The sequence below is a fragment of the Serratia sp. N21D137 genome (assembly GCF_047530005.1).
Taxonomy (GTDB): domain Bacteria; phylum Pseudomonadota; class Gammaproteobacteria; order Enterobacterales; family Enterobacteriaceae; genus Chania; species Chania fonticola_B.
In genome coordinates, this window is the sequence record NZ_JBLJAJ010000005.1 from 194,649 (window position 1) to 210,579 (window position 15,931).

The following is a 15,931-nucleotide window of genomic DNA, read 5'->3' on the forward strand; positions in this document are numbered from 1 at the left end:
TGCCGTCACCCGATATCGCTGCTTCCCCTCACCCCAACCCTCTCCCACAGGGAGAGGGAGCTGGTACGGAGTTAGGCTCAGGTGCAGGAGTCGTTCTTTGGCATACTGCTGACAAACGCCAACAGAACCAAACCATAGGGGTGCTGCATGCTGCGCCCGTCTGGATAATCAATAGATTGCAGGAGCTCGCTGTTCCTCTACACCTTCAATCTGGCTTACTGCTGCTTTTGCCCGTTCAGATTCAGCGTTGGCGTTTCATCGAAGAAGTTCCATGGTTTCAGCAAGGCGTGCACCCACTCAGTTGGCATAATCGGCCACTCTTCCGCTCGCGCCACATGGGTGGTGCCGGTGGTGAGCCAGACCACGTCGTCGGTATTGTCTATCGGCTGGTTGTCCGCCGTGTACTTGCCCAGCCCGGTATCGTGGATCGAGCGGTTGGGGTATTTGCCTTCCGGATAGCGTTCATTCGGGTTATAGCGGGTCACCCATAGCTGCCGATCCATAAAGCTCAGGCGGTGGTAAATCCATTCGTCATTGCCAAAATTGGCTCCCTTGGCGATCGGATGCGTACCGCCCGCATACGGGATCAACTGATAGGAAACCGGGTTACCCATCTTGATCAACCGGCTCGGGTTGCTCAGCAAACGGAGGGTAGAAGGATCGAATTTCTGTGCCGCCTGCTGTTCGGTAGTCACTTTCACCTGATCGACCTGCATGGTGCTGGTGCGCGGGCCGCTCCGATCGTTAGGCTTCACATCTGGGTTCAACTCCACCAGGCTGTTATTTTCGCCATCCACATCCATATCCAGCCGGAAGTTGTAAAGGATAGCTTTCGTCGCGGGGATATAAATAATCGCAGAAACAAGAAGAGAATATGGGGGAAAAGGAAAGGTACGACACCATCCATAGTGCCGTACCTTGACTATTACTTGCGATTAAGCGCCGCAACGAGCCAGATCGGCTGGTTCACGAGTCAAAAATTCACCGAACTTGCCTTGGCAGGTGGCAACGCGACGGCAAACGGTTACCGCAGAGGTACCGGTACCTGTGGTTTGACGCTCATAGGTAATAACACAGCCAAGTACATAACCACCAATAACATTTGAAACTTCAGATGCGTTTAATTTCTTCATAAATATATCCTTATAGTAATTACCAAAATGAACTTTCAATATTTTGCTAGAAAATAACTTTAATTTAACGAGATATTATCGTCTTAAAGCGATTAAATTATAATAATAGAATAAATCCACAGTCAACATTAAAGCCTTACCTATCCCACGTTATGGATTGGTCTTGATTAAAAACAAGAATAATCCATCATTAACCCCCTAAACATACATTCATTATATGATTAATAAAAAATTATCTGATGTAAGATATTACAATGTCGGCAACAGGAATAAACCCAGCTGACCAGTTATCATCATATTGGGCTTTATTGAATAGAGTTCATTCTGGTAAGTCCCCAACAGCAGAACAAACACGAGTTGATTACGTGATCCTTATCACTGTATAAATAAACAGCGTATGTAACATAACCAATCAGGAACAACAATCAATACCACTGGAGAATACCATGAATAAAAATATCGTTAGCTGGTTTGAAATTTATGTTACTGATATGTCACGAGCAAAGAAATTCTATGAGGCAGTATTCGACACGCAGTTAGAAAAACTGGAAACCGAGGGCATGGAATACCTGATGTTCCCTTACCAGGAAGGGGGGGAAGGGTCTGGCGGCGCACTGGTTAAAATGGCTGGCGTGCCAGTTGGAACGGGCGGCACCATGGTTTATCTGTCATGTGAGGATTGCGCCGTAGAAGAAAGCCGCATTGTGCCAAACGGCGGTGAAATCCTGAAAGAAAAATTTGCCATCGGCGAACATGGTTTTATTTCCATCGCCAAAGACAGTGAAGGCAACGTGATTGGCCTGCATTCCATGAAATAATACCCCTCACCCTAACCCTCTCCCAAAGGGAGAGGGGATCAGATCGAGTTCGTTGATTGCTCTGCGTAATACCCTATCTTTCTCCTGATAGGGTTATGGAAATTCGGCGACATACTATGGATGAGGGACGATCGAGTTTTCTGAGATTATCTATTTACTTCTAAAAGAGCTGGGGCTATCAGCTCCCTCGCCCTGTGGGAGAGGGGATCAGATCGAGTTCATTGATTGCTCTGCGTAATACCCTATCTTTCTTCTTCTTACTCCCTGGTGTGGTTCTTAAAATTAGCAGACACACCATGGATGAGAGAGCATTAGAATATTCTGAGATTATCTATTTACTTCCAAAAGAGTTGGGGCTATCAGCTCCCTCTCCCTGTGGGAGAGGGTTGGGGTGAGGGGACAACCAAATAGCTACATTTATTACCCGCATCGTCCCCCCCCCTGTAGCTTATTAATAAATTTGACAAAAAGTCAGTTTTGTCATTTATTGAATGCCGCTGATCGCTCAGCCACACCCGCCGTCAAATCAGATAAAAAAACTGACTGAGGCCGATAAAAACTCTTTTTTATTTCACCAGGAAAGGAATATGCCGCTGCATTTACGCCATTTAGTCTTAATACCGCTATTAACGTTGGTGGCTTGCCATCAACCTGCTGCCACCAATCCCACTCATTCTCTTACCGCTACGGTTAAAAGTTCACCGGCGGCGGTGGTAAGCAATGCCCGGTTGGAAATCTCACAAAGCGCGCTGGAATATAACACTCACAAAATTCAGCAACTGTTGGGCGATAAAACTACCCTTTGCGCCATTCTGAAAGGCGATGCCTACGGGCACGACCTTTCGTTGGTGGCACCCGTGATGATCAAGAATCACGTGCAGTGCATTGGCGTGGCCAGTAACCAAGAGCTGCAAACCGTGCGCGAACTCGGCTTTAAAGGCCGCCTGATGCGCGTGCGCAATGCCACCGAAGCAGAGATGCGCCAGGCTACCGACTATGACACCGAAGAGCTGATCGGTAATCTGGAGATGGCGAAACGCCTGGATGCCATTGCCGCCCAACAGGGCAAAACCCTGCGCTTCCATTTGGCACTGAACTCTGGCGGTATGTCACGTAACGGCCTGGAAGTCAGCGAAGCTGCCGGATTGACTGAAGCCAAGGCTATCTCTGCATTACCCCATCTGAAAATGGTCGGCATCATGTCCCACTATCCTGAGGAAGATGCAGCGGCGGTGCGCAAGGATCTTGCCCGCTTTAAGGTGCAATCCCAGCAGGTGCTAGACATTACCGGGATCAAACGCAGCGACGTGACCTTACACGTTGCCAATACCTTTGCGACCCTCACCGTGCCGGAGTCCTGGCTTGATATGGTGCGCGTTGGCGGGGTGTTTTATGGCGATACCATTGCCAGTAACGACTATAAACGTGTGATGACCTTCAAGTCATCCATCGCGGCACTCAACCATTACCCTAAAGGCAATACCGTCGGTTACGATCGTACCTACACACTGAAGCGCGACTCGGTATTGGCGAACATCCCAGTGGGTTATGCAGACGGCTATCGCCGTGTGTTCAGCAATGCCGGTCATGTATTGATCCAGGGGCAGCAGGTGCCGGTGGTGGGTAAAACCTCGATGAATACCGTAATGGTGGATGTGACCGACGTGAAAGGCGTCACTCCTGGTGATGAGGTGGTGTTCTTCGGCAAGCAGGGTAATGCAGAGATCACCGCCACTGAAGTTGAAGACATCAGCGGTGCGCTGTTTACCGAGATGTCGATCCTTTGGGGCGCGACCAATAAGCGTGTTCTGGTGGATTAATTAACTCCCCCAGGCAAAGGCTTGCGCCGAGACCTGGGGGAAATCTATACCGTTTACTCGTCGAAGAACCAATACCCCTGATTAACCAGACCCGTTAACTCGGCAACGAACGCCGGGTTTTGCAGCGCCTCACCTAACTCTTGCTTACCGACGATAGTGTAACGGCATAGGGCATCGGCGGCTTTAGGCTCGACGGTATCCAGACGCTCGCTGTTGATAAAGAAGCTGCCGCCAACCTCCAGCACCCTTAAGCCACTCAGGCGAGTCAGGACGGCACCGTCCATCAACGCTTCGATAACCTCATCTTGCTCGTAAGGCGGTTGCGCTGGGGCAATGTCCAACTCGTGGCGCGGCGTGGTCACGAAGCGGCCAAACCACTGTTTGAAATCTTCCGGCTGATTAATCATCTCTGTCATCATGCTGCGCAGGCGATCGAGCTCATACTCTTCAACCCGGCCCGGATGTTCCCGGCAGGTTAAATCAGGATCGCTGTAATGCTCGCCCCCGAGATCGTTTTCCAGCGCATAGTCCGCAAAGCTGCTGATTAAATCCCTGCCGTTAGGGCCACGGAAGCCAACGGAGTAGTTAAGCGCGGTTTGGTGGGTAAAGCCGTCGTGCGGGAAGCCCGGTGGAATATACAAGATATCGCCCGGTGCCAGATCTTCATCGATAATCGGCTCGAAAGGTTCCACGTGCAGCAGTGCCGGATGCGGACAAAACTGCTTCAGCGGCAGTTTGTCACCCACGCGCCAGCGGCGGCTCCCCATGCCCTGGATGATAAATACGTCGTACTGATCGATATGTGGCCCTACGCCGCCGCCAGGGACCGAGAAGGAGATCATCAGATCGTCCAACCGCCAGTCCGGTAATACACGGAACGGGGTAACCAACTCCGCTGACGGAGCATGCCAGTGGTTAACCGCCTGGGCCAACAGTGACCAGCCGGTTTCCCCCAGATTATCAAAATGCTCGAACGGCCCGTGGCTCGCCTGCCATTGACCATGGGTTTGGCTGACCAGACGGCTGTCTACCTCAACCTCCATCGCCAGACCGGCCAACTCGTCCGGAGTAATCGGATCGACAAAGTTCGGGAAGGCATTTTTTAATACCACAGGTTGTTTTTGCCAGTATTTCTCTAAAAATTCGGGCCAGTTAAGATTCAGTTGATAAGCCATGGGTCCACACCAGTGAGAAGACAAACGGGCCTGATTATAAAGAGGCTGCCACTCATGCCGCCTTGTCATTGGTCAATGACTGGGCGTTAAACTGGGCAAAAAGAAGGTATTGGGGGATATTGGTGAATGGGCAGGGACGAACAGGTTCGCCCATGTCTAACATATTGAATATATTAACGGGCGCTGCATGCAGCGCCCGTTATTGCAAGTTCAGTGCACAGTGAAGAAACGATTAATGCACTTGCTTGTCATCGACAAAAATATGGTGCGCTGAGCGTGCACGCGGGTGGATAAAGAAGTGCCCTTCTGGCGCAGAATCCGTGCTTACAGGCACCAGCTTGAGGTTGGTCGCCTTCAAGCGTTTATCATGCAGCGCATAGATAATGAACGGGATAGCCACAACCACCAGGAAACACACCACCAGCATAGTCACGTACATATGGTCGGCTTCAAGCCCGGCCAAACCTGAGGGCGGGAAGAATGAGACCACAAAGGCAACCGCAGAGGTGAGTAAACCAATCGTAGCCACGGTAAGCTTGACCACATTACCCCCCGGAATATTGAAGACACGTTCGTTTTCCGGCTGTTTGCGTACCAGTTTGATGTAGCCCAGGAACAGCAGGAAATAGCTGCACAGGTAGATCACCACGGTCAACGCCAGCGCAATCAGGAAGGACATGTTATTGCCGCCCCCGGTGTTGGTCAGGACAATCAGCGCAATCGACGTAATCACCAGTTGAGAAATCACCAGTGCAACCGGCACACCATTCTTGTTCATTTTGGCAAAGCGAGCAGGCAAGATCCCTTGTTGTGCGGTAACCAACATGCCGCGAGACGGCCCAACAATCCAGGCGGCGATTTCTGCCAATACCCCTAACAACAGCAGTGCAGCAATGACGCGAACAGCCCATTCAAACTGCGGACCAAAGTGCGAGATCAACACGCTGAAGGTTTGCATTACCCCCGCAGAAAGGTTGATTTCACCATGAGGGATCACCGCTGCGATAGACAGACCGCCGACAGAGCTTAAACAAATGGCCGCCGCCATCAGTAACAGCATGGCAAGCGGGTAATCCCGGCCTGGGTTTTTCATCTCGTTGACGTGAGTCGCCGAGGCTTCAACGCCCATATAGCTCAGGATAAACGCTACGAACACCACCAGCGAGCCCATTTGGGTAAAGTCTGGGAAGAAGGTAGAGGCGTTCATTTCGATGGCCAGTGGCGCACCAGAATGCAGATAGCTGACGGCCAGGATCACCAGGACAGCCGCCGGTAATAGGATGCCGGCAAAGAAGCCAATCTTGGCAATACGCGCAGTGTTTTTGGTGCCACCGAACTGGGTGAACGCCAGCCCCCACAAGATGACCAATGCCGCGACGGTTTTAACGACTGGGTCTTCGTTCAGTTCAGGCCACTTGAGGATATAAGACAGCGCCCCCAGCACAAAATAGAGCATAGGGATAAAACCTATGGCAATTTGCAGATAGCCAAAAGAGATGGCGGCAAAGCCCCATTTCTCACCCAGCGTTTTAGACACCCAGGTGAATACCCCACCTTCCTGCCATCCTTTTACCGTCGCCATCTCGGCGGCGCATAGGCCAACGGGAATGAACCATAGGAACCCACCTAACAGCAGGAAGAAGATGAGAGAAAAACCCGAGGTTGCAAAGGTCGGATATTCATAAACCGCCATTACCATAGATGCGGTAATAGCAAAAAACCCTAACAACGTTAATTGCTTTGAAGCGGCGCTTTTTTCTGTGCTCGCCATAACGATTCTCCTGCAGGAAGAGGTTACTCTTCCCAACGAATATTGGTGGGGGAAAAAGCGGGGCTGGCATCGACGCCGCCCCGATATAATAAAGCTCTGGCCTTAGCCGTGATGGAATCCGCTACCTTGTTGCGCAGACACTGGGTTGGTGACAGGGTGATTCTCGAATTCAATCAGTGCCCTTTTGATATCGTCGATCAGCAGGCAACCGAGGTCGTAGCTCACGCCGTGACGCACCAGGATGCGTTGAATAACCAGATCTTCACGGTGTGTCGGCATCGAATAGGCCGGAACCTGCCAACCGCGAGCGCGCAGTTTTTCCGCCAGATCGTAAAGGGTATAACCACCGATCGCCGCGCCGTCTTTCAATTTCCACGCCAGCGCCGGGATGCCTTTATCGCTGTCACCATCAAACAGGATTTCAAACGGTCCTAACTTGCCAATCTCGGCCGCTAAATGCTGAGCCGTGGCGTAGCAAGCGTTGTGAATTTTGGCGTACCCTTCGCGGCCAAGGCGCAGGAAGTTGTAATACTGCGCAACGATCTGGCCACCGGGGCGTGAGAAGTTCAGTGCGAAGGTTGGCATGTTGCCACCGAGATAGTTGACGTTGAAAATCAGCTCTTCGGGCAAATCCGCCGCTTCACGCCATACCACCCAGCCAGCACCCAACGGCGCCAAACCAAATTTATGACCGGATGAATTAATGGATTTCACCCGTGGCAGGCGGAAGTCCCACTCCAGTTCTGGCGAGCAGAATGGAGCCAGGAAAGCGCCGCTGGCACCATCGATGTGCATCGGAATATCCAGGCCAGTTTCCTGTTGCAGGCGATCCAGCGCATCACTGACCTCTTTCACCGGCTCGTACTGGCAGGTGAAGGTCACGCCCAGGGTTGGCACGACACCAATGGTGTTTTCGTCAACGCGCTTGAGCACTTCTTCCGCATTCATGATCAGACGATCGCCTTCCAGCGGGATTTCACGCAGCTCTACGTCAAAGTAACGAGCAAACTTGTGCCAGCAGATCTGTACCGGGCCACAAATAAGGTTGGGTTTATCGCTAGGCAGCCCCTGCTCGGCACGCTTTTTGCGCCACTGCCATTTCAGCGCCAGCCCTCCCAACATGGCGGCTTCTGAGGAACCGATGGTTGAACAGCCAAGGGTGGTTTCCGGCGTTGGCGAATTCCACAGGTCGGCCAGCATTCTGACGCAGCGGGCTTCAATTTCGGCCGTTTGCGGATATTCATCTTTATCGATCATGTTCTTGTCGATAGACAGATCCATCAGTTCACGAATTTCGTCATCCACCCAGGTCTGGCAGAACGTCGCCAGGTTTTGGCGGGAATTACCGTCCAGCATCAGTTCATCGCGGATGGCATTAAAGACGTTACGTGGATTGCGCTCGGTAATTGGGAAGGTTGACTTAGGTAATTCACCCGCCAAATCTTGTGACGCGTAAACATCATCATTTTCATTATAAGCCGGGGTGTTATTTGCCTTGTTCATAATAATAACCTTTTAAGATAGACCTATTAATCAAGAATTAAATTCGCGATATCAGGTAGCATAAATAGCGTTATTATTTGAACGCTACGTTCGCCACAAAACTTGATAAGGATATTAAAACAGGACTCATAACGAAGATATCAGAGCGATTGGTAAATACTGTAGGCGCGGGACTACACCCGTAGGCTTGTATCAAGGGGCGCAGCATGTAGCGCCCCTTGTGAATATATCTATGGGTGGGAAAATGCCTCAATAGCTGCATTCAGCCCCTGCAGCAACTTTTCCAGCTCGCGCATGCCTTCTTCGATCACCGCCTCATGCTGTTGTGTCGCCAGCGCATTTTCCAGTTCTTCGCTAAGCAGATGTAACGACGTGGCCCCCAGCAGCTGAGCCGTACCATTAATGCGGTGTAAATGGGATTGCAGAGTCGGCCAGTCCTGAGAGTGGAGTGCCTTTCTCGCTGCCGCCAAATCTTGGTCATTTTCCAGGCGGGATTGTTCAAGCATCTGGCGCATCAGGGCGCTGTCACCCAGGCTGAGTGCCTGCAGCGTTGCCATATCGATAAACTCGCTGAGTGGATCGGCCTGCGAAGGGCCTGTCACACCTTGTAGCGCAGCTTCCAACTTCGGTAAATCTACCGGTTTAAACAGGCACAGGTTCATGCCCATCGCCAGGCAGCGCTCTTTCTCTTCGGCCTGTGCGTTGGCAGTTAACCCCCAGATAATAATGTCCCGATTGAATTCACGTACCCGGCGGGTCAACGTTATGCCATCCATATTAGGCATGTTGAGATCGGTGATGAGCAGATCGTACGGATTGGCCTCGATCAAGGCCAAAGCTGCCACACCATCAATGGCCTCATCGACCCGATAGCCAAGCGTAGCCAACTGACGACGCAACAGAAGCCGGTTGGTGGGGTGATCGTCCGCAATCACAATCCTCAGCGCTTTAGGGCCACTGACGGGCGATTTTGGTGTAAATGAAATGGCGGCAACCTTTTCCAGGTCCGTAACCGCGGTGGTGAGCGTCACCGTCATGGTGGTGCCCCTGCCCGGCTGGCTGGCCATGTCTATGGTACCAGCCATGCGTTCAACCAACTCACGGCAGATCGTCAAACCCAATCCCGATCCGGTCTGTTGTTTACCCCACTTGGTCTGACTAAAGGGCTTGAACAGATGTTGCTGTTCCTGCGGGCTAATGCCCGCCCCGCTATCTTTCACGCTCAGCGTCAGGCAAGTGCGGTCGGTGCCCTGCGCATGCGTTTGCGCTATCACTTCGATCCCACCCTCAACGGTAAATTTGATGGCGTTACTGAGGAGATTGGCCAGCACCTGTTTTACCGCCTGCGGATCGAGCCACAGCGCCTGCGTTTTTTCCAGGCGGTAATCGACCGACAGCCGCAGGTTTTTCAGCGTGGCCACCCCTTCAAAACTACTGACCGTCGTAGTTAACAACGAGGCCAGATCTACCCATTCTGGCGCCAGCTCAAAGTTACCAGACTCAATTTTTTCCATATCCAGCACATCGCCAATCAGGCCGAGTAGTGACTGAGCGGTGGAATAAGCCAGTTGAATAGATTCCTTCTCTGCTGCCGGACTTTGGCTATGGGTGGTCAGTAACTCCAGGAACCCCATGATCGCACTCACCGGCGTACGGATCTCATGGCTCATGCTGGCAAGGAAAGTGCTTTTGGCTCGATTGGCATCAATGGCCTTGTCTTTCTCCACCTGCAACGCCTCCATCAACTGCCTGGATTCAGTAATGTCCTGCCAGCCACAAATCAGCGTGGGCGGCGTGTTGGCGGGTAGTTGGCACAGCGTTAACCAGTGCAGGATCAGGCGCTCTTCCGTGCCATTATTCAACACCAGTTGATGAGGGATAACCTGGTTGATTTGCAGCCCTTGCTGGATATTGGGTTGAAGCGCTGCGAAAATATCTGCCAGAGGATGACGGCGATCGAACAATGAATGATGCATCGCGGCATGTAACTCGGGGGTGAAGAAGGCCCCGAAGGCGCTGTTGTAGCTTTCGAGCTCACCTTCCACCGAAATAACGTACACCGGCACGGGGATCGAATTGAATAAGGTCTGGCGAAAACCGAGCTGATACTCAAGCGCAGCCTGTGCCTCTTTGCTTTTACGGATGGCCCGCAGCAGATAGGCTCCCCACAGCAAGCTGCTGACAACCAGCAGCGTAGCCAGAACGATCACCAGGTAAAAAGGCCGGTTATAGAGATTCCAGGTGTCAATTTTCACTTCGGGGGTTTTTACCCACTTCCCGGCCAAATTCATCAGCTCTTTGGGGGGAATATCGTCGATGGCCTTATTTAGAATGCTTTGTAATTCTTGCGAGCCACGTGGGATGACAAAGGCGATCTGGGCGGTGCGCTCGTCGGGGATACGGAAATAGCTCAGCCGATGGGGATAGTAGTGATCGATGATGTAGCGCGAGGCGAGCTGTGTGGACACCACTGCGTCAATTTCTCTCCGATCCAGCATGCTCAGCGCCGCGCCGGTGTTCTCTACCTCAACCCATTGCACACCCGGATATTTGGCTTTTAGTTTTTCCGATAACGTATGGTAGGCCGGAATAGCGACTTTCATGCCAGGCTTCATCGTTTCGGTCTGCTTGACCGCCGCGCGGGTGACGATCACAAAAGGAGTAGCCAAAAACGGATGAGTAAAGGCCGCCTGTTCTTCCCGCTCTGGGCTGTACGTGGCCGAGGACAGGATATCCCAATTGCCACTACGTATTATGCTGGCCATCTCTTCATTGGAATTGGCAATCACCGGTTCAAAGGTCAAACCGGTTTGCAGCTGGATCAGGTTAAGAATATCGCCAACTATCCCGCGTATTTCCTGGTTTTCATCCACCATGCTAAACGGGGCGTAATAGGGATTAATCACTATGCGCAATTTGCGGTTTTTTTCCAGCCAGCGCGTTTCCTGTGGGGTAAAAGCCAGGTCCCTGGTTAAAAAGGTGAGGTTACCCATATCAATCCAGGACTGAGCAATCTGGCTAAGCTGAGGTTCGGTCAGTGAACTGATAAATCTGTCGACAATGTTGACCAATTGCCGCTGGCTATCGAGCGCAATAAGCACGTCGCCGCTTTGCGGTGCTCGCCAGAACTTCACCATTCCCAGCGTCTGGTAGAAATCGCGCGCGATAATAAAACTGGTGGTGAGGTTATTGCCGAGAAAGTAGTCACTCTGATGACTGGCAACCGAGGCCAACGCCTGATATTCATCGGCAAAAGAAATGACGCTGGCGTTAGGAAATGCCTGTTTAATAAATGATTCTGGGGGATAATCCCGGGTGATCGCTATCTTGAGCTTATCGCTATTATCGTGAAACGGCTTCATCACCTCGGCAAGCCGCGTCACCAGGGTTGGATAGCCTTGCACCAGCGGCAAGCTGGCAATAAAGGGAGCCTTTTGCGGGCTAATCCTACCGGGCGTAGTGAGAACAAGATCGACGCGGCCCGCAAGCAGTGCCGCCAATGCCTGTTGCTCATCGGCGTAGAGTTTGACGTTTACATTGATATTCAGAGCCTTTCCAAACAGCGCAAGGTAATCCGCATTCATTCCCCAATAGCGCCCGGTGACGCTATTCATCGTCAACGGTTGGGATTCAACACCATACACCGCAACGGTAATACTGTGCTTTTGCGCCAGCCAGATAAAGTCGTCGTGGCCCAGGTAGATGGCAGGAGGCGTGACCAGGTGGTTACTCGCCAGCGCTAACGTGATCGGCCCGTTGCTCACAGCCTGTGCAGGCAGCATCAGACACAGTAAAACCAGCCAAAACCCCAGAACCCGTTTTAGCATGCACTCACCCAATTTTATTACGGTTGGCGAAAGCAAACAGATCGGCCAACGAGCTACAGCCGAGCTTCTCCATTAAACGGCTTTTATAGGTGCTAACCGTTTTATTACTGATAAACATCGCCGCCGCAATCTGCATATTATCTGCACCGCCGAGGAGGGAACGCATCACCTTGATCTCCTGGCTGGAGAGCGACAGCAGCATTTCCTGTTCCGAAGAAAGACTGCCGACAAAGCCGTTCAGTGAAAAAGGAAAATAGCTGTAGCCATTCTGGGCAGCATGCACCGCGGCGATGATATTGGTCATGCCCTCTTTTTTACTGATAAAAGCATTGGCCCCGGCATCCGCGCTACGCTTGCCGTAGAACAGATCGTTTTTGGCGGAGACCACGATAATGATTTGGCTGAACTGCTGCTTTCTGAGTTTTTCAACCACCTCAATGCCGCTCATGATGGGAATATCGACGTCGACAATCACCACGTCTGGCTGCTGCTGCGCCACCTGCAGCAGCGCCTCTGCCCCGTCCGCTGCCTCGCCAATGACGCTAATACTTTCACTTTCCAGCAGGTTCTTGATCGCCATACGAGCCAGAGGGTGGTCGTCAACAATTACGGCGCGCAAAGACTTGGTTTCACTCATTGTCGTTTCCTGGTGATATAAAAAACACGGGCAGCGTTGGTCAGCGATGTTTCTTCGCTTACGAAATATCTTAAGGATTTCAAGCTATCTACGAGCTTATAGCATAACCCTGTTTATAGTTCTAATTCGCTGTTGCCCCAGCTCCTGTAGTCACGGGGTGGACTTCACGTGTAGGACGCTGCCTGCAACGATTTCCGATGTCTCTGCTGGGTTACGGCAACGCCCGCTTTTATAATCACTACGAACTTTCAGCGTTTCCTCCCATAGGCCTATGCCGCTTTAAGCTGAAGGTGATTAACCAAGCCATTCAATGATTAAATTACGCGCTGTGCTTATTGCCCACAGCAGCGTAATGGTTTGCTATTGCTCATAAAACAGACAAGCAAGGGTTTTGCCATGCCACAATTACCGCAGCCAGACAGTAACCAGGTGAAAACACCATTAGAAAAAAGAAAGCAGTGGCTGCTCATTTTTCTAATGGTGATTATTATTGCGGCCATGGCCAGTGCAACCTGGTGGTATTTCAATTCGCGCAATGTGCAAAGCACCGATGATGCCTATGTGATGGGCAATCAGGTCACTATTTCATCACAGGTTAACGGCAGCGTGGTCAGCGTCAATTACACCAATACCGATTTAGTCCAGCAAGGGGATGTCTTGGTCAATTTAGATGATACCGATGCCAACCTCAACTTTAAAAAAGTCAAAAATAAGCTGGCGGAAACGGTGAGAAAAACCAAACAGATCTATATCAACGACGCCCAATATAACGCCAATATCGCCCAGGCTAAAATCGCTTACCAGCAAGCGCAGGCCGATTATCTACGCCGCACCAAGCTGATGGGAGCGGGGGCCTTTTCAAAAGAAGACCTGCAACATGCGCGTGATGCCGTTAACAGCAGCAAAGCGGCGCTGGACGTCGCTATCGAACAATATCGCGGCAATCGTATCCTGATCCAGAACTCCACGCTTGAACAGCAGCCGGCCATCCTGTTGGCGGCAGAACAAATGCGCGAAGCCTGGCTCGCGCTACAGCGCACCAAAATTCGCAGCCCGGTGACCGGCTATGTCGCTCAACGCAATGTGCAGGTGGGTGAAACACTCAGCGCTGGCCAGGCCTTATTATCCATCGTCCCGGCCGATCAGCTGTGGATTGACGCCAACTTCAAGGAAACCCAGCTCAGCGGCGTGCGCATTGGGCAAAAGGTGAGCGTGGTGAGCGATCTGTATGGCAGCAATGTGGTATTCGACGGCGTGGTTGAAGGGATCAATATGGGAACCGGCGGTGCGTTCTCGGTGCTGCCCGCGCAGAATGCCACCGGTAACTGGATCAAAGTGGTTCAACGCCTGCCGGTGCGTATTACCCTGGATGCGGAACAGCTCAAGGCATACCCATTGCGAATTGGCTTATCCACCACGGTGACCTTGCGCGAAAACAACACCAACGGCGCTGCGCTATCTACCACCCAACGCCTGAAACCGGCTTACCAAAGCCAGGCGCTGGTGCTCGATACCTCCAGTATCGACGCGGAAATCCAAGACATCATCAAAGCCAATGCGATGTGATTTATGAGCAATAACAACACACTGCTGCCGTTAAAAGGCTGGTCGTTGATCCTGGTGACGCTGTCGCTTTCGATGGCGACCTTTATGCAGATGTTGGACTCCACCATCTCCAATGTCGCCATTCCCACCATTTCCGGGTTTCTGGGGGCCTCTACGGACGAAGGAACCTGGGTGATCACCTCGTTTGGTGTCGCCAACGCGATCTCCATCCCGATAACCGGGCGTCTGGCGCAGCGGTTCGGCGAGCGTAAGCTGTTTTTAGCTTCGGTGACGTTGTTTGCACTGGCGTCGCTGTGCTGCGGGTTCTCCACCAATCTCGATATGCTGATCTTTTTCCGCGTCATTCAGGGATTGGTCGCAGGCCCGTTGATCCCACTATCGCAAAGCCTGCTGCTGCGTAACTACCCGCCAGAGAAGCGTAATATCGCGTTGGCGCTGTGGTCGATGACGGTGATTATCGCCCCGATCTTTGGCCCGATTATTGGCGGCTATATTTGCGATAACTACGACTGGGGCTGGATATTTTTAATCAACGTTCCGTTCGGCATCATCGTCGTTGCCATTACCGCATGGAAGCTGAGAGGAAGAGAAACGCCCACCGAGCCGGTAAAAATCAACCTGTTCGCCCTGAGCCTGCTGGTGCTCGGTGTGGGTAGCCTGCAAATCATGTTGGATAAAGGCAAAGACCTCGACTGGTTTAACTCTACCACCGTGATTGTGTTGGCCGTGATCGCCGTGGTCGCGCTGATTTTGCTGATTATCTGGGAAGCCACCAACGATAACCCGATCATCGATCTGAGCCTGTTCCGCTCACGTAACTTCAGCATCGGCATCCTGTGTATCAGTTGTGCGTATCTGATTTATGCCGGGGCGATTGTGCTGATGCCGCAACTGCTACAGACGGTGTTTGATTACACCTCGGTATGGGCAGGGCTGGCCTATGCCCCCATCGGGCTGATGCCGCTGCTGATCGCGCCATTGATTGGCCGCTACGGCGATCGTATAGATATGCGGGTATTGGTGACCTTTAGCTTTATCGTGTATGCCGGTTGCTATTACTGGCGTGCGATGACGTTTAATCCGGCGATTGATTTTACTGCCGTGGTGCTGCCGCAGCTGATGCAAGGCTTTGCCGTGGCTTGCTTCTTCCTGCCGCTGACCACCATTTCATTGTCAGGGCTCGCACCAGAAAAATTCGCAGCGGCCACCAGCCTGAGCAACTTTTTCCGAACGTTATCTGGCTCGATCGGCACGTCACTTACCATGACCCTGTGGAGCCACCGGGAGTCATTTCACCATGCGCAACTGACGCAGTCAGTGACGCAATTCAACCCGGCTGCGATCAGCCTGGATCACCAACTGCAACATCTGGGGTTCAATCAGCAGCAAGCCGCGACCTATATCAACGATCAAATTACCCAGCAGAGCCTGCTGATGTCGGCCAACGATATTTTCTATCTCTCTGCCGGGGTATTCCTGATGCTGACCTTGCTGGTGTGGTTCGCCAAGCCGCCGTTTAATACGGCCAAGGCCGTGTGACTAGCTCTTGAAAGAGTTACCCTCCCGGTCCCGCTTTAGCAAATGAACTTGGGCTCAAAACCAATACAGCCGTCCGCTCGGGCGGCTTTACAATTCCCCGCAGTAAAATCTCATAATGCGGTAATATATTCACACCCCGGCA

At 52.0% G+C, this 15,931-nt stretch carries 10 protein-coding genes and 1 pseudogene; 4 read left to right on the plus strand and 7 right to left on the minus strand.

Annotated elements, in window-relative coordinates; translation table 11 throughout:
• Positions 1-215 precede the first annotated feature (215 nt).
• Both tynA and ACMV5H_RS06550 read right to left on the minus strand, forming a co-directional pair.
• Positions 216-827, minus strand: a pseudogene (tynA, locus tag ACMV5H_RS06545) (primary-amine oxidase); the annotation flags it as partial.
• A gap of 108 nt (positions 828-935) precedes the next feature.
• Positions 936-1,133 (minus strand): DUF4762 family protein, encoded by a 198-nt coding sequence (locus ACMV5H_RS06550; RefSeq protein ID WP_021805545.1) that lies wholly within the window; start codon positions 1,131-1,133, stop codon positions 936-938.
• A gap of 446 nt (positions 1,134-1,579) precedes the next feature.
• Between ACMV5H_RS06550 and ACMV5H_RS06555 the strand changes: the two genes are divergently transcribed.
• Together ACMV5H_RS06555 and alr are read left to right on the plus strand one after the other, a co-directional pair.
• Positions 1,580-1,951 (plus strand): VOC family protein, encoded by a 372-nt coding sequence (locus tag ACMV5H_RS06555; RefSeq protein ID WP_179252254.1) that lies wholly within the window; start codon positions 1,580-1,582, stop codon positions 1,949-1,951.
• Positions 1,952-2,538: 587 nt separating this feature from the next.
• On the plus strand, positions 2,539-3,771 hold the full coding sequence (gene alr / locus ACMV5H_RS06560) for an alanine racemase (RefSeq protein ID WP_414821613.1): 1,233 nt from the start codon (positions 2,539-2,541) through the stop codon (positions 3,769-3,771).
• 53 nt (positions 3,772-3,824) lie between these two features.
• On the opposite strand, the gene ACMV5H_RS06565 is transcribed toward alr, so the two are convergent.
• From ACMV5H_RS06565 to evgA, 5 genes are all read right to left on the minus strand, one after another.
• Positions 3,825-4,946: a cupin domain-containing protein gene (locus ACMV5H_RS06565; protein ID WP_071681240.1), complete on the minus strand. Its 1,122-nt coding sequence runs from the start codon at positions 4,944-4,946 to the stop codon at positions 3,825-3,827.
• Between the two features lie 232 nt (positions 4,947-5,178).
• The gene (gene gadC, locus ACMV5H_RS06570; protein ID WP_414821614.1) at positions 5,179-6,717 is read right to left on the minus strand and encodes a glutamate:gamma-aminobutyrate antiporter; all 1,539 of its coding nucleotides are present in this window, start codon (positions 6,715-6,717) and stop codon (positions 5,179-5,181) included.
• 102 nt (positions 6,718-6,819) lie between these two features.
• Positions 6,820-8,220 carry a glutamate decarboxylase gene (locus tag ACMV5H_RS06575; RefSeq protein WP_059199967.1) on the minus strand — a complete coding sequence of 467 codons (1,401 nt, stop codon included), beginning with the start codon at positions 8,218-8,220 and terminating at the stop codon, positions 6,820-6,822.
• A 230-nt stretch (positions 8,221-8,450) separates the two neighbouring features.
• Positions 8,451-12,047 (minus strand): response regulator, encoded by a 3,597-nt coding sequence (locus ACMV5H_RS06580; protein ID WP_414821615.1) that lies wholly within the window; start codon positions 12,045-12,047, stop codon positions 8,451-8,453.
• Between the two features lie 4 nt (positions 12,048-12,051).
• Complete coding sequence (evgA, locus tag ACMV5H_RS06585) at positions 12,052-12,666, minus strand: acid-sensing system DNA-binding response regulator EvgA (protein WP_141234379.1); 615 nt, start codon at positions 12,664-12,666, stop codon at positions 12,052-12,054.
• Between the two features lie 414 nt (positions 12,667-13,080).
• Between evgA and ACMV5H_RS06590 the strand changes: the two genes are divergently transcribed.
• Positions 13,081-14,250, plus strand: a complete 1,170-nt coding sequence (locus ACMV5H_RS06590) for an EmrA/EmrK family multidrug efflux transporter periplasmic adaptor subunit (RefSeq protein WP_414821616.1) — start codon at positions 13,081-13,083, stop codon at positions 14,248-14,250.
• Between the two features lie 3 nt (positions 14,251-14,253).
• The gene (locus ACMV5H_RS06595; RefSeq protein ID WP_414821617.1) at positions 14,254-15,789 is read left to right on the plus strand and encodes a DHA2 family efflux MFS transporter permease subunit; all 1,536 of its coding nucleotides are present in this window, start codon (positions 14,254-14,256) and stop codon (positions 15,787-15,789) included.
• Positions 15,790-15,931: the final 142 nt, after the last annotated feature.